At 68.3% G+C, this 21,731-nt stretch carries 23 protein-coding genes; 13 read left to right on the top strand and 10 right to left on the bottom strand.

Going from position 1 to position 21,731, the window contains the following annotated elements; all coding sequences use genetic code 11:
- Positions 1-2: 2 nt before the first annotated feature.
- Positions 3-1,295 (bottom strand): hypothetical protein, encoded by a 1,293-nt coding sequence (locus EDF74_RS13455; RefSeq protein ID WP_148045955.1) that lies wholly within the window; start codon positions 1,293-1,295, stop codon positions 3-5.
- Positions 1,296-1,372: 77 nt separating this feature from the next.
- Here EDF74_RS13455 and EDF74_RS13450 point away from each other — a divergent pair, with 77 nt between their 5' ends.
- From EDF74_RS13450 to rnfB, 8 genes are all read left to right on the top strand, one after another.
- Positions 1,373-2,050 (top strand): DUF502 domain-containing protein, encoded by a 678-nt coding sequence (locus EDF74_RS13450; protein ID WP_123730567.1) that lies wholly within the window; start codon positions 1,373-1,375, stop codon positions 2,048-2,050.
- Positions 2,051-2,181: 131 nt separating this feature from the next.
- Positions 2,182-4,098, top strand: coding sequence for a DUF885 domain-containing protein (locus tag EDF74_RS13445; protein ID WP_123730566.1), 1,917 nt, complete (start codon positions 2,182-2,184; stop codon positions 4,096-4,098).
- Positions 4,099-4,156: 58 nt separating this feature from the next.
- Positions 4,157-5,197 (top strand): serine hydrolase domain-containing protein, encoded by a 1,041-nt coding sequence (locus EDF74_RS13440; RefSeq protein ID WP_428999173.1) that lies wholly within the window; start codon positions 4,157-4,159, stop codon positions 5,195-5,197.
- The gene (gene gloA2 / locus EDF74_RS13435) at positions 5,194-5,610 is read left to right on the top strand and encodes an SMU1112c/YaeR family gloxylase I-like metalloprotein (protein ID WP_123730564.1); all 417 of its coding nucleotides are present in this window, start codon (positions 5,194-5,196) and stop codon (positions 5,608-5,610) included. The genes EDF74_RS13440 and gloA2 overlap by 4 nt, the downstream gene beginning before the upstream one ends.
- 101 nt (positions 5,611-5,711) lie before the next feature.
- On the top strand, positions 5,712-6,155 hold the full coding sequence (locus EDF74_RS13430) for a DUF2147 domain-containing protein (protein ID WP_121038630.1): 444 nt from the start codon (positions 5,712-5,714) through the stop codon (positions 6,153-6,155).
- Positions 6,156-6,253: 98 nt separating this feature from the next.
- Positions 6,254-8,332 (top strand): methionine--tRNA ligase, encoded by a 2,079-nt coding sequence (gene metG / locus EDF74_RS13425; protein WP_123730563.1) that lies wholly within the window; start codon positions 6,254-6,256, stop codon positions 8,330-8,332.
- 60 nt (positions 8,333-8,392) lie between these two features.
- Complete coding sequence (locus EDF74_RS13420; RefSeq protein ID WP_123730562.1) at positions 8,393-9,034, top strand: HAD family hydrolase; 642 nt, start codon at positions 8,393-8,395, stop codon at positions 9,032-9,034.
- A 28-nt stretch (positions 9,035-9,062) separates the two neighbouring features.
- Positions 9,063-9,482, top strand: a complete 420-nt coding sequence (gene rnfB, locus EDF74_RS13415; RefSeq protein ID WP_123730561.1) for an Rnf electron transport complex subunit RnfB — start codon at positions 9,063-9,065, stop codon at positions 9,480-9,482.
- Between the two features lie 97 nt (positions 9,483-9,579).
- On the opposite strand, the gene EDF74_RS13410 is transcribed toward rnfB, so the two are convergent.
- Positions 9,580-9,927: a RidA family protein gene (locus tag EDF74_RS13410; protein WP_121038644.1), complete on the bottom strand. Its 348-nt coding sequence runs from the start codon at positions 9,925-9,927 to the stop codon at positions 9,580-9,582.
- Between the two features lie 193 nt (positions 9,928-10,120).
- On the opposite strand from EDF74_RS13410, the gene mprF reads away from it, so the two are divergent.
- Positions 10,121-12,685, top strand: a complete 2,565-nt coding sequence (gene mprF / locus EDF74_RS13405) for a bifunctional lysylphosphatidylglycerol flippase/synthetase MprF (protein WP_123730560.1) — start codon at positions 10,121-10,123, stop codon at positions 12,683-12,685.
- 27 nt (positions 12,686-12,712) lie between these two features.
- Here mprF and EDF74_RS13400 read toward each other — a convergent pair whose 3' ends face one another.
- The 4 genes from EDF74_RS13400 to EDF74_RS13385 all read right to left on the bottom strand — a co-directional run bounded on the left by EDF74_RS13400 (position 12,713) and on the right by EDF74_RS13385 (position 15,632).
- Entirely contained in the window at positions 12,713-14,059 is a 1,347-nt protein-coding gene (locus tag EDF74_RS13400; RefSeq protein WP_123730559.1) for a virulence factor family protein, read from the bottom strand.
- Between the two features lie 78 nt (positions 14,060-14,137).
- On the bottom strand, positions 14,138-14,785 hold the full coding sequence (locus tag EDF74_RS13395) for a DUF998 domain-containing protein (RefSeq protein WP_428999162.1): 648 nt from the start codon (positions 14,783-14,785) through the stop codon (positions 14,138-14,140).
- Positions 14,786-14,799: 14 nt separating this feature from the next.
- Entirely contained in the window at positions 14,800-14,979 is a 180-nt protein-coding gene (locus EDF74_RS13390) for an oxidoreductase-like domain-containing protein (protein WP_123730557.1), read from the bottom strand.
- Between the two features lie 47 nt (positions 14,980-15,026).
- Positions 15,027-15,632 (bottom strand): HD domain-containing protein, encoded by a 606-nt coding sequence (locus EDF74_RS13385; protein WP_123730556.1) that lies wholly within the window; start codon positions 15,630-15,632, stop codon positions 15,027-15,029.
- Positions 15,633-15,860: 228 nt separating this feature from the next.
- On the opposite strand from EDF74_RS13385, the gene EDF74_RS13380 reads away from it, so the two are divergent.
- On the top strand, positions 15,861-16,997 hold the full coding sequence (locus EDF74_RS13380; RefSeq protein WP_123730555.1) for a tetratricopeptide repeat protein: 1,137 nt from the start codon (positions 15,861-15,863) through the stop codon (positions 16,995-16,997).
- A 6-nt stretch (positions 16,998-17,003) separates the two neighbouring features.
- Here EDF74_RS13380 and EDF74_RS13375 read toward each other — a convergent pair whose 3' ends face one another.
- Positions 17,004-17,339: a zinc ribbon domain-containing protein YjdM gene (locus EDF74_RS13375; protein ID WP_123730554.1), complete on the bottom strand. Its 336-nt coding sequence runs from the start codon at positions 17,337-17,339 to the stop codon at positions 17,004-17,006.
- A 118-nt stretch (positions 17,340-17,457) separates the two neighbouring features.
- Here EDF74_RS13375 and EDF74_RS13370 point away from each other — a divergent pair, with 118 nt between their 5' ends.
- From EDF74_RS13370 to EDF74_RS13360, 3 genes are all read left to right on the top strand, one after another.
- Positions 17,458-18,813 carry an Hsp70 family protein gene (locus tag EDF74_RS13370; RefSeq protein WP_123730553.1) on the top strand — a complete coding sequence of 452 codons (1,356 nt, stop codon included), beginning with the start codon at positions 17,458-17,460 and terminating at the stop codon, positions 18,811-18,813.
- 317 nt (positions 18,814-19,130) lie between these two features.
- Positions 19,131-19,430 carry a YkgJ family cysteine cluster protein gene (locus EDF74_RS13365; protein ID WP_080114834.1) on the top strand — a complete coding sequence of 100 codons (300 nt, stop codon included), beginning with the start codon at positions 19,131-19,133 and terminating at the stop codon, positions 19,428-19,430.
- 11 nt (positions 19,431-19,441) lie between these two features.
- The gene (locus EDF74_RS13360; protein ID WP_019183415.1) at positions 19,442-19,621 is read left to right on the top strand and encodes a hypothetical protein; all 180 of its coding nucleotides are present in this window, start codon (positions 19,442-19,444) and stop codon (positions 19,619-19,621) included.
- Positions 19,622-19,666: 45 nt separating this feature from the next.
- Here EDF74_RS13360 and EDF74_RS13355 read toward each other — a convergent pair whose 3' ends face one another.
- Genes EDF74_RS13355 through EDF74_RS13345 form a run of 3 tightly spaced genes read right to left on the bottom strand, consistent with a single transcriptional unit; the run spans position 19,667 to position 21,662 of the window.
- Positions 19,667-20,548 carry a DUF4097 family beta strand repeat-containing protein gene (locus EDF74_RS13355; protein ID WP_123730552.1) on the bottom strand — a complete coding sequence of 294 codons (882 nt, stop codon included), beginning with the start codon at positions 20,546-20,548 and terminating at the stop codon, positions 19,667-19,669.
- Between the two features lie 11 nt (positions 20,549-20,559).
- Positions 20,560-21,081 carry an anti-sigma factor gene (locus tag EDF74_RS13350; protein ID WP_123730551.1) on the bottom strand — a complete coding sequence of 174 codons (522 nt, stop codon included), beginning with the start codon at positions 21,079-21,081 and terminating at the stop codon, positions 20,560-20,562.
- The gene (locus EDF74_RS13345; RefSeq protein ID WP_123730550.1) at positions 21,078-21,662 is read right to left on the bottom strand and encodes an RNA polymerase sigma factor; all 585 of its coding nucleotides are present in this window, start codon (positions 21,660-21,662) and stop codon (positions 21,078-21,080) included. Before EDF74_RS13345 ends, EDF74_RS13350 begins: the two co-directional genes overlap by 4 nt.
- Between the last annotated feature and the right edge of the window lie 69 nt (positions 21,663-21,731).

Here is a 21,731-nt window from a genome sequence, read left to right as displayed (position 1 = left end):
GGCTAGTGCGCAGGTGCGCGCATCGGCACCCGCAGCGTCGCTTCGACATCGCTCATCACCGCGCGCCGCTCCACCTGCAGCCAGTGGCCATCGTCGCTGAGCACCGGTGTGCGGGTGGGCGAGCGTAGCGCTTCTGGCAGGCGCTGCAGGGCCACGGACGCGGGGGTGGGCTGCTGCCGCAACCAGCGCTGCGCCGCAACCAGGCGCAGCATCGCGGCCGCGTCCTGCGGGCGGCCTGCGTACTGCCGCATGTCCGGCCCGGTGATGTTGGACAAGGCGCATCCCAGCGGATTGGCGATGCAGGCAAAGCGATCCTGTGCGGGCCCGGGAATCGGGGTGGGCGCATCCCGGGTGGCCACCAGTTCAGCACTGGCGGCGCATGCCCACGCGTAGCGCGGCGCCATGCGTGCCTGGGTGCGCGGCACATCCAACAGCAGGTACTGCGCCGCCGGGTTCCCGGTCGTCAGGCGCACTCCCGCCCCGGCCAGCCCGAACTCACCGCGCATCGCCGTGCACAGGCTCTGCTCATCGGCCGTCATCGGCGCCAGTGCGGCGACGCAGATGGCAGGCAGCGCGGTATCAGCAGGCAGTTCAACCAGGATGTCGGCCAGCAGCCGCGCGTTGCTCTCCACCATCGCCGCACCGATCATGCTGGTGATCAGGGCATCGCCCTGCCCCGTCATCCGCCGACCGCTGAGGATGTCCGCGCATGCACCGGCGAGTGCGGTGCCACTGTCGCCACGCACATGGGCGAGCGCGTGCGCGGAGACAGGATCGAGCACCGGCTGAAAGACCGGCAGTGGGACCATCGGATCCGTGTCGAACCGCTTGAACGGCGAGGTGAAGTGACCGTAGCCGGCAAGCGCGGCCACACGCTGGTGAAGCGCGTCGTGCCCGGCATGCGCAGCCTCGACACCGTCCGGGTCGGCGCGAACCGCCGCCAGACACCCGATACCCCGCCGGCCGCAGCCTGCCGGGGCGGACAGCGGCGTTGCGGGGAAGCGTCCTTCCGCGCTGGACGATACGGGTCGCTGGCCGGGCGAACCGGTGCGCCACCGCTCGACGTCCTGCGCCATGACGGCGTCACCGCCGGCGCCCTCCAGCCCGTCGTAACGCAGGGTCCACAGCGCGGTGAAGCCGTTCTCGCCACGCGTGGGCAAGGGCGCCTGCAGCAGCCGCATCGCCTCGCGCTGTTCAACTGGCAACGGCCAGAACCGCGAAGCCGCCCAGAGCAGGACGACCGCCACTCCTAGGCTCAGGATCGAGATACCCACCCATTTCAGACCTGTCTTCAACACAGCGTTCTCCCAGACCCCGCGTCCTGCAGGGAGAGGCAGCGTAAACCGGGCATCGCCGCCGCTACAATGCGCAGATGTCGCCCGAAGCCCCCCAACTCGTTCCGCGTCCCTCCCTGCAGCGCCTGTTCCTGACCGGCCTGCTGACCCTGCTGCCGATCTGGCTGACCTGGGTGGTGGTCAAATTCGTGTTCGTGCTGCTGTCGGGCATTTCCAGCCCGCTGGTGGTGCCGCTCTCCGAGCAGATCGCCGCCTCGTTCCCGCATTACCTGGGCTGGATCAAGGTCGAGTGGATGCAGGACATCATCGCCCTGGCCGCCACGCTGCTGGTAATCCTCTCGGTGGGCGTTCTCAGCCGCCGCGTGATCGGCCAGCGCCTGCTGCGCTGGTTCGGCGCGGTGATCAAACGCATTCCGCTTGCCAGCATCATCTACGACAGCGCCAAGAAGCTGCTGGACATGCTGCAGACCGAGCCGGGTAGTACCCAGCGCGTGGTGCTGATCGATTTTCCCCACCGGGACATGAAGTCGGTCGGCCTGGTCACCCGGGTGATCAAGGAACAGGGCACCGGCCGCGAACTGGCGGCGGTGTATGTACCCACCACACCCAACCCGACCTCCGGCTATCTGGAAATCGTGCCGGTGGAACTGCTCACGCCCACCGACTGGACCGTGGACCAGGCAATGAGCTTCATCATCTCCGGCGGCGCGGTCGCCCCGGAAAGCGTACCGTTCACCCGCGCCGGCGATCGCTGAGCCTCGCGGCAGCCCCGTGCTGCCGCAGCTGACTGAGCGCCGTACGTGACAAAGCTGACCGGGGACCGGTGCTGGCCGTACGCAGGCGAATCGGGCAAGCTCCCGTGTCTGTGCGTTTACGGAAACAGCCGATGCCCCACCCCGCCCGCGCCCTGGCGCTTGCCATCGCCGTCCTGATGGCCTTCAGCGCCGCCGCCCCGGCCGAAGCTGCCAAGAAAAAGGCCACCCGGCCCGCCGCGACGCAGTCCCGGCCCGCCGCCAAGCCCAAAGCCAAGCCGCGTGCACGCCCGGCCGCCGCCCCTGCCCGCCAGCCGCTGGTGCGCCAGCAGAGCAAGGCCGCGCAGCTGGACCGGATCTACGATGAGTACTGGGATGCCTCGATGCGGCTCAATCCGCTGCAGGCCACGTTCCAGGGCGACAGCCGCCACAACGATCAGCTCCCGAACATCCTCTCCGCCGCCTACCGCCAGCAGTCGCATGACTTCACCGTGGAGTGGCTGGGCAAGGTCGAGAAGATCGGCCCGGATGGCCTGACCGGCCAGGACCTGCTCAGCTATGAAATCTTCGTGCGCGATGCGCGCATGTCACTGGCCGCCGAGCAGTTCCCCGGCTGGATGCTGCCGGTAAGCCAGTACTACAACCTCGGCAGCATCATGGCCATTCTCGGCTCCGGCTCCGGTGCGCAGCCCTTCAACACGGTGCAGGATTACGATGGCTGGTCGCGCCGTTCGCTGGGCATTCCCGCCCTGTTCGAACAGGCCATCGCCAACATGCGCCAGGGCATGGCCGCCGGAGTGGTACAGCCGCGCGATCTGATGGAAAAGGTGCTGCCGCAGCTGGATGCGGTGATCAAGCCGACTGCGGAAGAGAGCATCTTCTGGGCGCCGATACGCAACCTGCCCGAGGATTTCCCGGCCGCCGACAAGGCGCGTATCACCGCCGAATACAAGCGCATGATCGAGTTGCGCATCATGCCGTCGTACCGCGCCCTGCGCGGCTTCATCGCCACCGAGTACCTGCCCGCCGCACGCAGCACCGATGGCCTGGCCGGCCTGCCCGGCGGCAAGGCCTGGTATGCGCAGACCATCGTGCAGAGCACCGCATCCACGCTGACGCCCGAACAGATCCATGCGCTGGCCGAACAACGCGTGGCCACGCTGCAGGCGCAGATCACCACGATCATGAAAGAGAACAAGATCCGCGGCTCGCAGCAGAAGCTGCTGCGCACCATGCGCACCGACCGCGATTTCCAGTACGCCAGCGCCGATGCACTGATCAACCGCTACAAGCAGCTGCAGAGCCAGGTCAACGCACGCCTGCCTAGCCTGCTCGGCACGCTGCCCAAGGCCCCGATGGAAATCCGCGCGGTCGAGCCCGAACGCGCGGCCACCGCCGGCGCGGTGAGCTACCAGCAGCCGTTGCCGGACGGCATGCGTCCGGGCGTGCTGTACATCAACACCGGCGATCTGCCGAGCCGCCGCCGCTGGTCGGCGCCGATGCAGTTCCTGCACGAGGGCATTCCGGGCCATCACGTGCAGCTGGGCCTGCAGCAGGAGCTGGACAAGCTGCCGCGCTTCCGTCGCCTGGGCGGCGATATCGCCTTCGTGGAAGGCTGGGGCCTGTATGCCGAGTCGCTGGGCGAGGAACTGGGCGTATACCAGGACCCGTACGAGCGGATCGGCTACCTGCAGGCCGCGCTGACCCGTGCGGCGCGCATGTCCGCCGACACCGGCGTGCACGCGCAGGGCTGGAGCAAGCGCCAGGCCGTGGACTATCTGGTCAAGACCGCGGACATGAGCGCCAGCGATGCCACCGCGGAAGTGGAGCGCTTCATGGCCCTGCCCGGGCAGACCCTGGCCAATGGCCTGGGCGAACTGAAGATGATGGAACTGCGCGACAAGGCCAAGGCCGCGCTGGGGGCACGTTTCGACGCGCGCCGCTTCCATGAGGAAGTGCTGCGCGATGGATCGATGCCGCTGGACATTCTGGACGCCAAGATCGCCCGCTGGATCGCCAGCCAGGGTGGCGCGGCCACGCCCGCGCCCTGAGCCCTGAAGGAAACCGAGCATGCACATCGTCCGGCATCTGCGTGTGTGGATCAGCGCGATGTGCATCGCCGGCAGCGGCACCGTCACCGCAGCGCCGGTGCTGACGCCACCGGATCCGGGCATCGATGCGCTGATGCAACGCTACGACGGCCAGGTCCCCGGCGCGGCGGTGCTGGTCCTGCACGACGGCAAGCCGGTGTTCCGGCGCGGGTACGGCCTGGCGGTGCTGGAAGATCGCACTGCTGTGACCGCGCAGACCAATTTCCGCCTGGCTTCGGTCAGCAAGCAGTTCACCGCCGCGGCGATCCTGCTGTTGGCCGAAGATGGCGCGTTGACCCTGGATGACCCAGTGAAGCGTTGGCTGCCCTCGTTGCCAGCGGCCGCCGATGCCATCACCCTGCGCCAGCTGCTCAGCCACACCAGCGGCCTGCTCGACTACGAAGACCTGATGGCTGCCGACGCGACCGTGCAGGTCCATGACCAGGACGTGCTGCATCTGCTGGAAGGCCAGGATCGAACGTACTTTGCACCGGGCACGGCCTACCGTTACAGCAACAGCGGCTACGCCCTGCTGGCGCTGGTGGTCGGCAAGGCCTCGGGCACTGATTTCGCCAGCTTCCTGCGCCAGCGGATTTTCCTGCCGCTGGGCATGCGCGACAGCGTCGCGCATCAGGACGGCGTGGACGATATCGCGCGCCGCGCCTACGGATACAGCGAGCGCGACGGGCGCTGGCAGCGTACCGATCAGAGCCCGACCAGCGCGGTGCTCGGCGACGGTGGGGTGTATTCCTCGCTGGATGACCTGGCGCGCTGGGATGCGGCGTTGTATGACCAGCGCCTGTTGAAGGCAACATCGTTGAAGCAGATGTTCTCCCCTGCTACCCGCACCGCCGAGACGGACGTGCCGTTCTACGGTTTCGGCTGGCGGCTCAACGGTGGCGCGCAATGGCACAGCGGCGAGAGCATCGGCTTCCGCAACGTGATCCTGCGCTACCCCGCGCAGCGCCTCACCGTGATCGTACTCAGCAACCGCAACGCCCCCGAACCCTATCCGCTGGCGCTGCAGATCGCCCGGCGCTGGCTGGATACTCTGCAATGAACGTTTCCGACTCCCCTCTCATCGGCGTCCACCACGTGGCCCTGATCTGCGCCGATTACGTCCGCTCCAAAGACTTCTACACCCGCGTGCTCGGCCTGCACGTGATCGCCGAGAACTACCGGCAGGCGCGCGACTCCTGGAAGCTCGATCTGGCCCTGCCCGATGGCAGCCAGCTGGAGCTGTTCTCGTTCCCGGGCGCGCCCGCACGGCCCAGCCGCCCCGAGGCGCAGGGCCTGCGCCACCTGGCCTTCCGCGTGCATCTGCTGGAGCCCATGATCGCCCGCCTGACCGCGGCCGGGGTGGCCTGCGAACCGGTCCGGGTGGATGAGTACACCGGCCGCCGCTTCACCTTCTTCGCCGACCCGGACGACCTGCCGCTGGAGCTGTACGAGATCCCGGCCGACGCCGGCTGAAGCGTGCACCCGACACGTTCCGTACCGGAGCGAATGGGTATACAGTCGGCCCTGTACCGGCCGCCTGCGCCGGCGTTCACGGACATCCCTGGGAGGGGAACATGCGCAAGACTTTCAAGACCCTGTTGCTGGCGCTGCCGCTGATGATGGCCGCGATGTCGGCCAGCGCCGCCGACGGCGCCGTCGGCCGCTGGAAGACCATCGACGACAAGACCGGCAAGGTGAAGTCGATCGTGGAGATCACCCAGGCCACCAACGGCACGCTGACCGGCAAGGTCGTGGACATCCTGCACTCGGACAAGGGCCCCAATCCGGTCTGCGACGGCTGCGAGGGCGCCAACAAGAACAAGCCGGTCAAAGGCATGACCATCCTGTGGAACCTCAAGGCCGACGGCACCAACGCCTGGTCCGGCGGCACCATCCTGGATCCGGGCAATGGCAAGACCTACAAGTCCAAGATGAAGCTGCAGACCGGCGGCGCCAAGCTGGACGTGTCCGGCTGCGTGGCCTTCATCTGCCGCGCCCAGACCTGGGTGCGCGAGTAAGCCTGGCGCTGCTTTTGAGCCCCCGTAACCCGGCTTCGGCCGGGTTACTGCGTTTTGGCGTGCGATAATCCCCGGTTCCCCTGGCAACAGCGCTCATCATGACCCGCACCGCTCTCGTCACCACCGCCCTGCCCTACGCCAACGGCCCGCTGCACCTGGGCCACCTGGTCGGCTACATCCAGGCTGACATCTGGGTGCGCGCGCGTCGAATGAGCGGCGGCAAGACCTGGTTCGTCTGCGCCGATGACACCCACGGCACCCCGATCATGCTTGCGGCCGAGAAGGCCGGCGTGACGCCGGAGGCCTTCATCGCCAACATCCAGGCCAGCCACGAGCGTGATTTCGCCGCGTTCGGCGTGGCGTTCGATCATTACGACTCGACCAACTCCGCCGCCAACAAGGCGCTGACCGAAGCCTTCTACCTCAAGCTCGAGGCCGAAGGCCACATCGCGCGCCGCTCCGTGGCCCAGTTCTACGACCCGGCCAAGGGCATGTTCCTGCCGGACCGCTACATCAAGGGCATCTGCCCGAACTGCGGCACGCCGGATCAGTACGGCGACAACTGCGAAGTCTGCGGCGCCACCTACAGCCCGACCGACCTGAAGGACCCGAAATCGGTGATCTCCGGCGCCACGCCGGAAATCCGCGATTCGGAGCATTTCTTCTTCGAGGTCGGCCGCTTCGAAGGCTTCCTGCGCGAGTGGCTGGCCGGCGACGTCGCCCTGCCGGGCGTGAAGGCCAAGCTGGGTGAGTGGCTCAATGCCGAGGGTGGCCTGCGCGCGTGGGACATCTCGCGCGATGCGCCGTACTTCGGCTTCCAGATCCCGGGTCACCCGGGCAAGTACTTCTATGTGTGGCTGGATGCGCCGATCGGCTATCTCTCCAGCTTCCAGACCCTGTGCGCGAAGACCGGCGAAGATTTCGATGCGCACCTGCGCGCCGGCACCAGCACCGAGCTGCACCACTTCATCGGCAAGGACATCGTGAACTTCCACGGCCTGTTCTGGCCGGCGGTGCTGCACGGCACCGGCCACCGCGCGCCGACCCGCCTGCACGTCAACGGCTACCTGACCGTCGATGGTGCCAAGATGTCCAAGTCGCGCGGCACCTTCGTGATGGCCCGCACCTTCCTGGATGCCGGGCTGGAGCCGGAAGCGCTGCGCTATTACTTCGCGGCCAAGTCCTCCGGCGGCGTGGACGATCTCGACCTGAACCTGGGTGACTTCATCGCGCGCGTCAACGCCGATCTGGTCGGCAAGTTCGTCAACCTGGCCAGCCGCTGCGCCGGCTTCATCAGCAAGCGCTTCGAGGGCCGCCTGGCCGCCGCGCTGCCCGATGCCGCCCAGTACGACCGTTTCGTCGCCGCGCTGGCGCCGATCCGCGAGGCGTACGAGCGCAACGATCCGGCAAGTGCACTGCGCCAGACCATGGCGCTGGCCGACGAAGCCAACCGCTACATCGACGATGAAAAGCCGTGGGTGATCGCCAAGCAGGACGGCGCCGACGCGCAGCTGCAATCGGTCTGCACCCAGGGCCTGAACCTGTTCCGCGTGCTGGTCACCGCACTCAAGCCGGTGCTGCCGGCCACCGCCGCGCAGGCCGAGGCCTTCCTGGCCGCGCCCGTGCAGGCCTGGACCGACATCGCTGCCCCGCTGACCGCGCACACCATCGCGGTGTACGAGCCCCTGTTCACCCGTATCGACCCGAAAAAAATCGACGCCATGACCGACGCATCCAAGGACACCCTGCAGGCCGCCACCCCGGCCCCCGCCGCCCCGGCCAAACCGGCCAAGCCCGCTGCCGCACCGGCACCGGTTGCTGCGGCCGATGGCGAGGCCGCACCGGCCTACATCGGCATCGACGACTTCGCCAAGCTGGATCTGCGCATCGGCAAGGTGCTGGTCTGCGAGTTCGTGGAAGGTTCGGACAAGCTGCTGCGCTTCGAGCTCGACGCCGGTGACCTGGGCAAGCGCCAGATCTTCTCCGGCATCCGCGCCAGCTACGGCGAGCCGGAACAGCTGGTCGGCCGCAGTGTGGTGTTCATCGCCAACCTGGCCCCGCGCAAGATGCGCTTCGGCCTGAGCGAAGGCATGATCCTGTCGGCCGGTTTTGATGGCGGCGCACTTGCCCTGCTGGACGCCGACAGCGCCGCGTTGCCGGGCATGCCGGTCCGCTGATCGCTGCGGCAGGGCGGCCACCCGGTCGCCCTGCCACGCTCTTCTGCCTGGAGGTGTGGGTTGGAACTGGCGCTGTTCGATTTCGACCACACGGTCACCACCTGCGATACCTACGGGCGTTTCCTGCGCCGCGTGGCGACCCCCGAACAGCTTGCACAGGCCTGGTGGAAAGTCGGCCCGTGGCTGCTGGCCTATCGCCTGAAGCTGATCTCCGCGCAACGCATCCGCGCCCGTGTCACCCGCCTGACCTTCACCGACCGCCATCTCGAGGACATCACCGCGCAGGCCGCCGGCTACGCGCGCGATGTGCTGCCCGGGGTGATGCGGCCGGAGATGCTCGAGCAGATCCACTGGCACCTCAAGCAGCAACACACCGTGGTGATCGTGTCCGGCTCGCTGGACCTGTACCTGCGCCCATGGTGCGAGGCGATGGGGTTGCAGCTGATCTGCAACCGGCTGGACAGCCATGACGGACGCCTCACCGGACGCTATGCCGACGGCGACTGCGGCCCGCGCAAGGTTGACCACATCCGCAGGCGGTTCGACCTCGCGCGCTACCTGCGCATCCACGCGTACGGCGACAGCCGCGAAGACCGTCCGATGCTGGCACTCGCCCACGAGCGCTGGTATCGCGGCAAGCCCATGAAGCCGCGTCGGGATCTCCCGGCGGGCACACCACCTGCCCGGGACAGCCGGGCCTGATGCCCCACCGCGCAGCCATCGCCACGCCATGAGCCTCCCCATCGACACCCTCACCGAACGCCTCGACCGGCTGTTGCCGCAGACCCAATGCGGGCAATGCGGCTATGACGGCTGCCGCCCGTATGCCGAGGCGATGGCGCGCGGCGAGGCGGGCATCGATCACTGCCCGCCGGGCGGTGATGCCGGTGCGCGTGCCTTGGCGAATGTCCTGGGCGTGGCGGCGGTGCCGTTCGACCGCACGCGCGGTGCACACAAGGCACCGCAGGTCGCGGTGGTGATCGAAGCCGACTGCATCGGCTGCACCAAGTGCATCCAGGCTTGCCCGGTCGATGCGATCGTCGGCGGCGCCAAGTACATGCACACTGTCATTGCCGATCTGTGCACGGGCTGCGAGCTGTGCATCGCGCCGTGCCCGGTGGACTGCATCGACCTGGTCAGCGCGCGCTGACCCCCGCGCCGGGCGCTACGCGCCTCGCGGCAGCGGCAAGGCCTGGGCGCACGGCGATGCGTCGATCACCATGGCGCCCAGCGGTTCTGCGGTGCGCTTACGGCAACGCCGCCGTCACCACGATCTCCACCTTCCAGCTCGCGTCCGCCAGCTTGGCTTCCACCGTCGCGCGGGCCGGGGTCATCCCTGCCACCACCCACTCATCCCATGCGGCATTCATGCCGGCGAAATCGTTGATGTCGGCGAGAAAGATTTCCGCGCGCAGGATGTGCTGCTTGTCACTGGCCACCAGCGCCAACAGCTTGTCGATCTCTTCCAGCACCTGACGGGTCTGGCCGGTGATGTCCTGGCTGGTGTCTTCAGGGATCTGCCCGGACAGATAGGCGACCTTGTTGTGCACGGTCATTTCGGACATGCGCGGACCAACGTCGAAACGTTCCAACATGGCGATTACTCCTCTGGATGAAACCGCATTGTCACCGATGCGGCGTGCGCCTGCCCGGCCCGGTGCGCAAAGCAGCCACAGCACGCACAGTGCACCCGCTTGGCAAGCGACGGCATCAGGCGCACGATTTGCCGGTCAGGCGGCCACGCCTGTGTTGACTCTTTCATCGCCCACCCCGGAGCACGCTGTACCGATGACCGACACCGCCCCTGCTCCCACGCCGGCCCGCGCCCCCTGGCGCCGCGCCGCGACCGTCGTCATCCCGCTGGTGATCCTGGCCTTGGCCCTGCGTGGGCTGGCCAACGAATTCGATGAGCATGGCTACCGCGCCATCCGCGAGGCCTTCCGCCATCTCGGCGTCGGCCAGATCGCGCTGACCGTGCTGCTTGGCCTGGCCAGCTATGCCTGCCTGATCGGTTTCGATGCGATCGGTCTGCGCCGCAGCGGCAAGCGCCTGCATCCGGCGCGGGTCGGCATCACCGCGTTCCTGGCGCATACGCTGGGGCAGACCCTGGGCTTTGCGGCCCTCACCGGCGGCGCCGTACGCCTGCGTGGCTATGGTCGCGCGGGGCTGACGCTGGGCGAGATCGGCCAGGTCGTATTGATGAGCACACTGGGCTTCGTGTTCGGTGCGTGGCTGCTGCTGGCGCTGGCCTTCCTGCTTGAACCCGGCGCGGCGGCGCTGGCGCTGCCGATCCCGATTCAGGCGGTGCGCATCATCGGCGTTCTCGGCCTGCTGGCGTATGCCGGCACGGTGCTGCTGGTCGGCCGCGAGGGCCGTAGTTTCCAGATCCGCGGGCATGCCCTGTGGCTGCCCGACCGCCGCACCATGCTCGGTGTGACCGCCCTGAGCGTGGTCGAGCTGGTGCTGGCCAGTGCGGCGTTCTATGTGCTGCTGCCGATGGATACGCCGACCGGCCTGCCCGGTTTCGTCGGGCTGTATCTGGTCGCGGTGCTGGCCGGCCTGATCTCCAGCGTGCCGGCCGGCCTGGGCGTGTTCGAGTGGAGCCTGCTCAAGCTGCTGCCGCAGGTGGCGCCCGCCGCGGTGCTCGCGGCCGCGCTGATCTACCGCGTGACCTACTACGTGTTGCCGCTGCTGCTGGCCACGGTGCTGGCGGTCGCGCCCGCACTGCGTCGCCCGCTGCGTGCCGGCGCCGGTGCCACCCGGGTCGGCTGGACCGCGCTGCGCCCCTGGCTGCCGCAGATCATCGCGCTGGCGGTGTTCAGCGTCGGCGCCGCCCTGGTGATCGACGGCACCTTGCCGACGCCGCGCCGGCACCTGGTCACGGCCTCGCTGCCGATCCTGGAAACCTCGCACCTGCTGGGCAGCCTGGCCGGTGTCGCGTTGCTGCTGATCGGCCAGGGCCTGCAGCGGCGCAGCCATGCCGCGTGGATGCTCGCGCTCGGCATCTGCGTGTTGTCCCCGTTGCCGATCTGGCTACGCGGTGGGCAGGTGCTGATCGCGCTGTCCGCCCTGCTGGTGGCGGCCGCACTGTGGGCCTCGCGCCGCGAGTTCTATCGCCAGGGGGCATTGTTGGATGAGGCCTGGTCGTGGCCATGGATCCGCAACCTCGGGCTGGTGCTGGTCGCGGTGATCTGGCTGCTGTTCTTCGTCTACAGCCACGTGGAATACCAGAACGAGCTGTGGTGGCAGTTCGCGCTGCAGGGCAACGCGCCTCGCGCGCTGCGTGCCTTGTTGCTGGTGGCGATCGCGCTGACCATCTTCGGCCTGGCGCGGTTGCTGCACAGCACGCGCAGTCCGTTGCCGGCTGCCGATGCCTCCACCCTGGACGCGCTCGCCCCGATCCTGGCCGCCGCCGAAGACACCCAGGCCTGCCTGGTACTCACTGCAGACAAGGCGGTGCTGCGCGATGAAGCGCAGCGCGGCTTCGTGATGATGCAGCGCTACGGCGGCTCGTTGATCGCGATGGGCGATCCGGTTGGCCCACCAGAGGTGGTGCGTGCGCTGATCTGGCGCTTCCGCGAGGAAGCCGATCGGCTCGGCCTGCGCCCGGTGTTCTACCAGGTCGGCGAAGCGCACTGGCAGACCTATCTCGACCTCGGGCTGACCCTGGTCAAGCTCGGCGAAGAGGCGATGGTGCCGCTGCAGGACTTCACCCTGGAAGGCCGCGAGCGCGCCGATCTGCGCCAGGCCTGGAACCGCGGCAAGCGCGGTGGGCTGAGCTTCCGGGTCGCCATGCCCGAGGAAGTGCCTGCCCTGCTGCCGGCGCTGGCAGTGGTCTCCCAGCAATGGCTGGACGACAAGGCCGGCGATGAAAAGGGGTTCTCGCTCGGCAGCTTCGATGCAGCCTATCTGGCGCGTTTCCCGGTCGCGGTGGTGGAGGCCGAAGGGCGCATCGTGGCCTTCGCCAATCTGTGGCAGGCACCGGCCGGGAACGAGCTCTCGGTGGACCTGATGCGGCACGTCGACGATGCGCCCAAGGGCACCATGGATTTCCTGTTCATCGAGCTGTTCCTGTGGGGCCGCGAGCACGGCTTCCACCGGTTCTCGCTGGGCATGGCACCGCTGTCCGGGCTGGCCCAGCATCGCCTGGCCGGGCGCTGGAACCGCTTCGCCAACGTGGTCGCGCGGCATGGCGAACGCTTCTACGGCTTCAGCGGCCTGCGCCGTTTCAAGTCGAAGTTCGCCCCGGTCTGGCGCGCACGTTATCTGGCCGCGCCGGGCGGTGTGCACCTGCCCGCCGCCCTGCTGGATGCGACCCGGCTGATCTCACTGGACCCGCGCCGGCACGATTGAGCCCGTGCCGGCACGGATCGCCGGCGCTCAGCGCGCCGGCAGATGCTGCACGATGGTGTCGGCGAGGCGGTCGTAATCGCCCTTGAAATGATGGTCGCCGGGGAGCTTGATGACCTGCGCATTGCCACCGGCGGGAAGCGACGGGCACAGCGCGTCGCCATCGTCTTCGCCGTAGACGCACCACGTTTTACCGGCGGGCAGCTTGGCCACCTCCGGCGCGATCGGCAGGCCATCGCCACCGCCGCCGAGCCAGTTGCTGACATGGAACTCGTAGTCGGCGGTCTTGCCGACCGACAGCAGCGCGATCATCGAGACCGCATCGCGGGTGGCCGGCGTCAGTTGATTGATTGCCGCCGGCAGCACATCGGCGCCCTGCGAGAAACCGACCAGCACCACGTTGCGGCGCTGCCACTGGTGGCTGTAGTGAGTGACGATGCGCTCCAGATCGCGGGCGAAGCCGTCGGGCGTGCGTGCGGTCCAGAAGTAGCGCAGCGAGTCCACCCCGACCACCGGCACCCCGGCCTCGCTCAGCGACGCGGCAACCTCCTTGTCCAACCCGGCCCAGCCGCCATCGCCCGAGACGAAGATCGCAAAGGTGTCGCCCGGCTTGCTCGACGGTACATCGACCACCGGCAGGCCCTTGAGGTCATCCGGCGGCGGCGCCAGGCTGACGCCTTTCTGCGCGCCGATCACTTTTGCTGCGGCCAGCAGGCCGGGCAGTGCGTCGCCCCGCGCGGTGCGCTCGAACTGGCGCCCCATGCCGACCTTGCGCACGAACGCAGCCGACTCGCCGGCCGGGCAATGCACATCGCCGGCAGCGTTCAACCAGGGGAAATTCAGGTCAGCCGGCTGCAGGCGACCGTGGCTGCTGCCGGCGCCGCAGACCTTGCGCTCGCGCACGCCCGACGGGCAGAAGCCCGTGGTGATCAGTCCGGCGAACACCTGCGTATCGGCCTCGGCGGCCACCGCGTACGCCAGCGCCGCGCCCTCGCCGTCGCCGCCGATCAGCGGCAGGTGATAGCCCGGCACGTGCAGATAGGCCTGGAACCAGCGCGAGAAATTCTCCACATCGCCGGCACCGAACGCGCAATCACCGCTTTTCTCGCGTGCCAGGACCTGGCGCAGGTGCGCGACATCGACCTGGGCGACCAGGGCGCCCTCGGCACGCAATGCCTCGATGCGCTGCTGGCTGTCGGCATGGCTGGCGGTACCGTCAAACCACACCACCACCCGTTGCGGGCGACCGTCCGGCAGGTACACCGGCACGTTCTCGAAACGCCCGTGACTGAGCTGCTGCGGCGGCGCGGCCAGCGCCTGTCCGGACATCCCCGCCAGCACCACACCCAGCATCATCCCCCAACCGGCTTGCCGCATCGTCGCGCATCCCATGACTAGTGCGCCAACGATACGCCCCTGCCCTGCCAAGGGCATGTACACAGCGTGGCCGGACGCTCAGCGCGCATCGCGACGCGCCTGCCGCCACAGCTGCCAGGCCACCGCGACCAGCCACACCAGCACTACGGCGATCACCAGCTTCTGCCCAGCGCCGCGCGGCGGGCCGCGCCACAGCACGTGCAGCCACAGCAGCACGAAGCACAGCCAGGCCCACCACCAGGCCGGCCCGGCCCACGTGCGCCAGCGCGGATCAGCGCGCAGGTACCAGCTCTGCAGCAGCATCGCCACGCTCACGCACAGGAACGCGGTATTGGCCGACAGCCCGTGCACCAGCGGTGCCAGCAGCGGCGCGCGCTCGGGCAGCCAGCTGTCGCCGATCGCCACGCCCATCAATCCCAGCGCGGCCCCCCAGAACAGCAGCGGCGCGGCCGCACTGCGGCGGGGTGATCGGCTGTTGGCATGCAGGGAAACGGCCAGCAGCATGATCGCCAGCGCCAGCACACAGTAAGCCGCGCGCAGTGCCAGCCCCCAGGGGCCATGCAGGTACAGGCTCAGGGTGGCCTGCACCCAGTCCAGGTCATCGCGTGCCCATTGCGTCCACAGCGCGATGGCGATGAACAGCGCCAAGGCCATCAGCGTGGTCAGGGCGACACGTCCGTGGTGTTGCGCTGGCCAGCGGGAAGGGCGTGGCAGGGGAAGCGACATCGCAGCGCCTTCACTCAGTCGGTGGCATCGGGGTGACGCTGTTTCCACGCCGCCAGCGCAGCGCGGTAGCGCTGCAGCTCATCGCTGTACAGATCCAGCACGCACAGCGGGCAGCCACTGCCGCAGCACTCGTTGGGGCCGGGCTCTTCCGGCGGCTGCGGACGCGGATCGGGATCTGGAACGGACACGGACATGGCCACACACGTTGGGAAAACAGCGCGCACAGTGTAGCGGGCGTGGTTCAGCGCTCAACCCGGCGGCGCAGATTGTCGCGCGCTGCCGCATCCAGACGCTGGTGGAAGAAGTCGCTCAGGAAGATCCGCGGCTGCCCCAGCACCTGCTTGAGAAAGCGCCGGCGGTTGAGCCGGAACAGGAAGCCCGGCACGTGCCCGGCGTACTCCTCGGCGATGCCGCGGTCGTACGCATCGAACACCGCCGCCGGCGCCCCCAGAATGGCCATGTCGCAATCCAGGAACAGCGCCGCCTCCGGATCGACGTCGCCGGGCGCGAGCTTGCTGTGGCGCGCGGTCAGTTCGATCAGCTCAACCACCCGCGTCGCATCGATCCCGGCCTCCGGCAGCCAACGTGCAATGGCCTCGCGCGCCATGGCCGCCGAGCGGGCTTCGTTGTCACCGCGGCCCGCGTCGTAGATGGCGTCGTGATAGAGCGCGGCCAGTTGCACCTCGCGCGGCTGGCGCCAGCCCGGGCCAGCTTCGGCGACCGTGCCGCAGTGGTGCAGAACGGCCTGCACGTGTGACCAGTTGTGGTACGCCCGGGGCGGCAGGGCGTAAGCGGTTTCCAGCTCGGCGAGCTGTCCGGAGGGCAGCGGGATCGGTTCAAAGCGCATGCGGCCATGATTGGCCGCCGGGCGCGTGCTGGCAAGACCGGCACTTTTTTGACCACGCCCATCGCCCCCTTGCTGCACAGGGCGCAGCGAGGGTTATCCACATCTTTGTCGACCGCTGGTCCACATCCTCTGTGGATGGCGTGCACAGCCGATGAACGGCACGCCGGAACGTACCAACGCGCCTAGACTCGACCCGACGGACCCCAAGCCCGCTGCGAGGTGACGGCGATGACCGGCTGCAGACTACTGATGCTGTGGATGGCGCTGGCTGCCGTACCGGTCTGGGCGGCGGAGCCCGCCGCGCCGCCCCTTCCAGCTGCACCGGTCACCACCGAGCTGCCCACGCCGGCGCAGATCCTGGAGGTGCCGGCTCCGCTGCTGACCCTGCTGCATGAGCAGGTGATCGACCCGGGCTACTCGCGCGAGCGCCGCCTGCAGCGGTTGGTCGACATGATCTTCGACGCGCAGGGGCTGCACCTGGCCTACGACCCCGATGCGACCCACACGATCAATGAGACGTGGCAGACGCGGCGCGCCAACTGCCTCTCGTTCACGCTGTTGTTCGTGACCCTGGCCAACCTTGCCGGCATTGATGCGCATGTCCAGGAAGTGGCGCAGGTGGTGTCCTGGTATCAGGCACCCGGCGTGATCTACAGCATTGGCCACGTCAACGCCGGCATCGTGCTGGACGGGCGCAGCGGCACCGTCGATCTGGACCACAACGTGCTCTATGACCGCAATGGCCCGCAAAAGATCAACGAACAGCGGGCGCTGGCCCATTTCTACAACAACCGCGGCGCCGACCGCATGGCCGCCGGCGATACGGCCGGCGCACGTACCTACTTCCGTGCCGCGCTCGCGCAGGCACCGGACTTTGTCGGCAGCTGGAACAATCTGGGGGTACTGGCGGCGCGCGTGGGGGACCTGGACCAGGCCCGGCGCGACTACGAGACCGCCCTGCGCCTGCAGCCGCGGCACGGCGCCAGCCTGAGCAATGCCAGTGCGCTGTACCGGCGCGTGGGCGATACCCGCCAGGCGCAACGGCTGGCGGGCCGGCTGGCGCGGGTGCAGCGTAGCGATCCCTTTGCGCAGTACATGCTCGGTGCGCGGGCGGAGCAGCGCCGGGACTATCCCGATGCGGTGAAGTTCTACCGCCGCGCCGTGCGCCTGTACGACAGCGCGCATCCCTTCCATTTCGCCCTGGCCCGGGCCTACTTCCTGGCCGGCGACCCGCATCGCGCCTCGCAGGAGATGCAGCGCGCACGGGACCTGGCGGGGGAAAACGGCGATGCGGTCACTTCCCGCTACCAGGCCAAGCTGGACAGCCTGCAGCGTTGGCGCCAGCGTGGCACCAACGCCCACTGAGCCGGCTCAGGCCTTCTTGAGGAAGCAGGTCTTCAGGACCAGACCCTTGATCTTCTCCGAGTTGCCTTCGATGTGCTCGGCATCGTCTTCGACCAGGCGGATGTTGCGGATCACGGTGCCCTGCTTGAGCGGGATGGAGGATCCCTTGACCTTCAGGTCCTTGATCACGGTCACGGTGTCGCCGGCGGCCAGCACGTTGCCGTTGCTGTCGCGCACCACCACGGCCTCGCCGCCACCGTCACCGGCCGCCCACTCGTGGCCGCAGTCCGCGCAGATGAACAGCGCGCCATCGGCATAGGTGTTTTCCAGGGTGCACTGCGGGCAGGCGGGAATGGCGGACATCGACAGCTCTTCGGTTACGAAACGGCCCGTAGTGTAACCGCCCGTTACCGTCTGCCCTTGCGTCGGCGGTCCCGTTGCCGCAAAGTGCGCGCCCCCTGACCACCGGCCCGGCTCCCGCATGAAACTCGGCATCGACTTTGGCACCAGCAACTCCGCCGCCGCCGTGGTGATCGACGGCAAGGTCGTGCCGATCCAGTTCGGCCAGGCCGAACAGTTCCGTACCACGGTGTATTTCCCCGAGGTGATGCGCGACCCGAACGACTTCGAACTGACCCCGGCGCTGGAGCACGACCTGGCCCGGCTGGTCGACGCGGCCGCGCGCGATGCCCGTGCCGCCGGCCAGGAACGTACCCCCGATGCCTTGCGCCGCGAGGCCCTGCGCGTGGTGCGCCGGCAGTGGATGGAAGAGCAGATGCGCGCCCCGCTCAGCTCCACCACCCTGCTGCAGAACGCGGTCTACGGCGATGACGCGCTGGAGGCCTACTTCGAAGAGAACGAAGGCAACCTGGTGCAGAGCCCCAAGTCGATGCTCGGTTACAACCTGCACCCGCGTGCGCGCCAGACCATCGCCGGCATCGCCACGCACATCCTCGAGCACATCCGCCTGACCGCCTCGCGCCAGCTGGACACGCCGATCCGCACCGCCACGCTGGGCCGCCCGGTCCAGTTCCGCAGTTCGATCGGCGAGGCCGGCAACGCGCAGGCGCTGGAGATCCTGCACGGCGCAGCGATCGCCGCCGGCTTCGACAGCATCGATTTTCTCGAAGAGCCGGCCGCCGCCGCGATGCATTACCACGCCGAGAGCCCGCAGGAGCACGACGCGGTGGTGGTGGATATCGGCGGTGGTACCACCGACGTTGCCCATGCGCGCGTAGGCGGCGGCCAGGCCCCGACCATCCACCGCGCCTGGGGTATCGCCCGTGGCGGTACCGATATCGATCTGGCGCTGAGCCTGGGCGGCTACATGCCGCTGTTCGGCCGCGGCATCACCCGCGTGCCGGCGCACCACTACGTGGAAGCGGCGATGGTGCAGGACATGACCCGCCAGCGCGATTTCCGCCAGCACACCTACCGCGATGTGGACGCGCCGTTCGGCCCGCGCCTGACCGCGCTGCAGGACACCGGCAATACCGCGCGCCTGTACCGTGAAGTCGAGCGCTGCAAGATCGCCCTGAGCAGCGTGTCCAGCCACGACAGCGCGCTGGACTTCATCGAACGCGGCCTGCAGATGCAGATCGATGCCTCGCGGCTGGAAACCGCCGCCGGTGGGTATCTGGGCGAGCTGACCGCCCTGCTGGAGCAGGTGCGCAGCGACATCGGCCACGACCCGGCAGCGGTGTTCCTGACTGGCGGCATGTCGCGCGCCGGCTACCTGCAGCAGGCCGTGGCCAACGCTTTCCCGGGCTCGACCCTGGTCCGCGGAAATCCGTCGTTCGGCGTGGTCCACGGGCTGGCATTGGCCGCCGCCAACTGATCCACCGGCAACGCCAGGCCTTGTCCCACAAGGCCTGAAGAGGTTCGAAAGGCCTTATTAACAAAACGTTACGCCGAAAGCGCTATCATCTTTCGGCGTCAAAGCGCAATGCGCTTGACGCGACAAGCACCACTCTCCTGGCCTTGCTGGCCACCGTCTTCTTCGATGCTGCCACCGTCCGGACCTGTCCGCGGTGCCGGGATCGCTCATCGCTGTGATCCGGCTCGTTCACAGCCTGCTGCACCCCGAGCCGCCAAGAGACACTCAGATTGGGCGAACGCCTGGCTGCACTTCTTACATCGTCTGAGCCCGACCCCATCGATTGCCGTCGTTGCGACGCGGTGTGCTGTCGGCTCACCGTCACCGTCATGCCTGACGACAACGTGCCCGGCTACCTGCTGGACACCGATGCGCGTGGCGGCACGGTGATGGCGCGCAACGAAGAAGGCTGGTGCGCTGCGATCGACCCGTATCACCTGCGCTGCACGATCTACTCGCAGCGACCCGCGATCTGCCGCCAGTTCGACATGGGCGGCGATGATTGCCGCCTCGTGCGGCAGGACTACCGTCGACAACAGCAGGATCTGTCGACGTTTTCTTCCACGCTTCATCCATAGCAGGAGCATCCATGGCTCGTACGCCAAAGACCTCCCCCAAGGCAAGCAACACCGTTCGCGTTGACCGCAAGCAAGGGTCCAACTCCGCCGTCAGCAGCCAGAGCATCGCTGCGGATCTGGCTGCTTTCCGTAAAGGTGGCGGCAAGATCGAAGTGCTGGGCAATACCCTGGCGCTGAAGAAAGCCGGCTGACGTTGCTGCCGACCGCACCGGCATTGGCCGGTGCGGTGGCCGCACTCAGCGGCCCAGGCTGACCCGCACGCTCCCGGAATGGGAGTTGATCGAAATATCCCCATCGCCCGACCCCAGACGCGCATCCAGGCTGCGGCCCGGACCATAGCGCGGCTTGTCCACCTGCCCGGCGTCGGACTGGATCCCACCACTGAACGTCTTGACGTTCAACTGCGCCGAGACAGTCGCCGGCAGCTTCAGCGCGACCGATCCGCTGACCGTCTGCATCGTCACCTTGCCGCCCGGCGCCATGCCGGTCGCGCTCACATCCAGGCTGCCCGAGACGGTTTCCACCGCCAGCCGCTGGACCCGTCCGGCGTTGACGTTGACCCGGCCGGAGACCGATTCGGCCGCCACGTCTCCCGACGCCCCGCCACCGGCCAGCAACTGGCCACTGACCGTGCGCGCGTCCAACCGCGGCGTCTGCAGCTGCGAGCGGATCCCACCACTGACCGTGTTCAACGTGGTCTCGCCACTGCGCCCGGCCGCGGTAATGCTGCCGCTGACACTGTTGGCCTGCAGGCGGCGCACGTCGATGTCGGCCACGTCGATGTCGGCGCTGATGGTGCCAAGCTGCACGTCCACCGAACGCGGTACACGCAGCTCCAGGGTCGCCCCGCCGTTGCTGCGGCCGCGCGGGTACTCCACTTCCCAGCGCACGCGGTTGCTGCTCTTGTCCTGCTTGAGAGTGAGCCCATCGGCCATTGAACCGGTCAACGCCACGTCGCTGCGGTCCCAACCGCGCACGGTGACTTTGCCAGCGATGTTGCTGATTTCCACGCGACCGCCGGCGCCCAGTGGATGGCGCTCATTGACGTTGGTGGCGGCCTGGGCGACGAGCGGCACGCACAGAGCCAGGGCGGCGATCAGGGACAGAGGGATACGCATGGGGTTCTCCTTCAAGTGGGCAGGCCGGCGGACAGCACCGCCTGCTGGGTGAGTTCCAGCCGCAGCGCATAGGTACGCTGCAGTTGCCCGAGCAGATAGCGCGAGCGGGGATTTTCAGCGATGGCCGCGCGGATGGTGTCCGCACTGGCATCGAGTTCATGCAGGGCCGGGCGCCACTCATCGGTGACATCGGCGCTGGGCAAGGCCGCGATGGCCTGCTGGTACTCGCCGGCCATCGCATCGGCCTGGCGCTGCAGCAGCGACGGTGCGGGCGTGTGCGGAACCGGCGTAGGCACCACCATCAGAACGGCAAGTGCGGCGGCCATTCCCAGGCCTACGCGCAGCGGCCAGCGCTGCCGGCGGGACCGGTGTGCGGCCAGCGAAGCGGTGGCGATCGGCGTGGACGGTGCCGTCAGCGGTGCCGGCAACTGTGCGGCGATGCCCTGCCAGACCCGCGCCGGCGGAACGCGCTCGGCGGGCAAGGCACGCAGGCGTGCGGTCAGGTCGTCGTGATCGGAATCATGGGGCGTCATGCGGTTTCTCCTAGGCGCGCACGCAACAGGCCGCGCGCACGGTGCAACTGTGCTTTGGAACTGCCGACCGCCATCTGCAGCTGGTCGGCGATTTCCTGGTGTTTCCACCCTTCGATGTCATGCAGGACCAGTACCGCGCGCGCCCGTGGCGGCAGTGTTTCCAGCGCGCGCTCCAGGTCCATGGAGGTACCGGCGCAGCGGTCCTGGGCCGGCAGCATCGCCAACGATTCCCAGCCCTCCTCGCCGGCATCGCGCGCATCGCCGGTGGCGTTGGCGCGCAGTTCCATCAGCGCTGCGTTGACCCCCAGGCGGTGCAGCCAGGTGCCGAGGCTGCTTTCGAAACGGAAGCCCGGCAGTGCGCGCCATGCCTGCAGGAAGGCCTCCTGCAGGGCGTCTTCGGCGCGGGCCGCATGGCCGCCGCACAGCCGCCACAGCACGGCGTACACGCGCGGCGAATGCCGCCGGTAGATGCATTCGTATGCGGTCACGTCGCCGGCAGCCGCGGCACGCACGAGGGCATGGTCATCGGCGGCATCGGCCTGGGTCGTGGCGCTGGAGGCGGGCATGGTCGTATCGAGCATATCCGTTGGATGCGGGGGGCATGGAAAAGGTTTAAGCCCGTTCTGACTTTCTTTTCAGGCGCCTCCGCT

Source organism: Stenotrophomonas rhizophila (genome assembly GCF_003751305.1).
Classification (GTDB): domain Bacteria; phylum Pseudomonadota; class Gammaproteobacteria; order Xanthomonadales; family Xanthomonadaceae; genus Stenotrophomonas; species Stenotrophomonas rhizophila_B.
This window is presented reverse-complemented; position numbering and strand designations above follow the sequence as displayed.

Excerpts from the sequence above, each read along its gene's own strand:
- gloA2 (WP_123730564.1), top strand. The coding sequence starts at position 5,194 with ATGAACGTTTCCGACTCCCCTCTCATCGGCGTCCACCACGTGGCCCTG.
- EDF74_RS13410 (WP_121038644.1), bottom strand. The coding sequence starts at position 9,927 with ATGTTGGAACGTTTCGACGTTGGTCCGCGCATGTCCGAAATGACCGTG.
- EDF74_RS13345 (WP_123730550.1), bottom strand. The coding sequence starts at position 21,662 with ATGCTCGATACGACCATGCCCGCCTCCAGCGCCACGACCCAGGCCGAT.
- metG (WP_123730563.1), top strand. The coding sequence starts at position 6,254 with ATGACCCGCACCGCTCTCGTCACCACCGCCCTGCCCTACGCCAACGGC.
- EDF74_RS13450 (WP_123730567.1), top strand. The coding sequence starts at position 1,373 with ATGTCGCCCGAAGCCCCCCAACTCGTTCCGCGTCCCTCCCTGCAGCGC.
- rnfB (WP_123730561.1), top strand. The coding sequence starts at position 9,063 with ATGAGCCTCCCCATCGACACCCTCACCGAACGCCTCGACCGGCTGTTG.
- EDF74_RS13440 (WP_428999173.1), top strand. The coding sequence starts at position 4,157 with ATGTGCATCGCCGGCAGCGGCACCGTCACCGCAGCGCCGGTGCTGACG.
- EDF74_RS13375 (WP_123730554.1), bottom strand. The coding sequence starts at position 17,339 with ATGTCCGCCATTCCCGCCTGCCCGCAGTGCACCCTGGAAAACACCTAT.
- EDF74_RS13445 (WP_123730566.1), top strand. The coding sequence starts at position 2,182 with ATGCCCCACCCCGCCCGCGCCCTGGCGCTTGCCATCGCCGTCCTGATG.
- EDF74_RS13380 (WP_123730555.1), top strand. The coding sequence starts at position 15,861 with ATGACCGGCTGCAGACTACTGATGCTGTGGATGGCGCTGGCTGCCGTA.
- EDF74_RS13430 (WP_121038630.1), top strand. The coding sequence starts at position 5,712 with ATGCGCAAGACTTTCAAGACCCTGTTGCTGGCGCTGCCGCTGATGATG.
- EDF74_RS13355 (WP_123730552.1), bottom strand. The coding sequence starts at position 20,548 with ATGCGTATCCCTCTGTCCCTGATCGCCGCCCTGGCTCTGTGCGTGCCG.
- EDF74_RS13350 (WP_123730551.1), bottom strand. The coding sequence starts at position 21,081 with ATGACGCCCCATGATTCCGATCACGACGACCTGACCGCACGCCTGCGT.
- EDF74_RS13385 (WP_123730556.1), bottom strand. The coding sequence starts at position 15,632 with ATGCGCTTTGAACCGATCCCGCTGCCCTCCGGACAGCTCGCCGAGCTG.
- EDF74_RS13370 (WP_123730553.1), top strand. The coding sequence starts at position 17,458 with ATGAAACTCGGCATCGACTTTGGCACCAGCAACTCCGCCGCCGCCGTG.
- mprF (WP_123730560.1), top strand. The coding sequence starts at position 10,121 with ATGACCGACACCGCCCCTGCTCCCACGCCGGCCCGCGCCCCCTGGCGC.
- EDF74_RS13390 (WP_123730557.1), bottom strand. The coding sequence starts at position 14,979 with ATGTCCGTGTCCGTTCCAGATCCCGATCCGCGTCCGCAGCCGCCGGAA.
- EDF74_RS13360 (WP_019183415.1), top strand. The coding sequence starts at position 19,442 with ATGGCTCGTACGCCAAAGACCTCCCCCAAGGCAAGCAACACCGTTCGC.
- EDF74_RS13395 (WP_428999162.1), bottom strand. The coding sequence starts at position 14,785 with ATGTCGCTTCCCCTGCCACGCCCTTCCCGCTGGCCAGCGCAACACCAC.
- EDF74_RS13400 (WP_123730559.1), bottom strand. The coding sequence starts at position 14,059 with ATGCGGCAAGCCGGTTGGGGGATGATGCTGGGTGTGGTGCTGGCGGGG.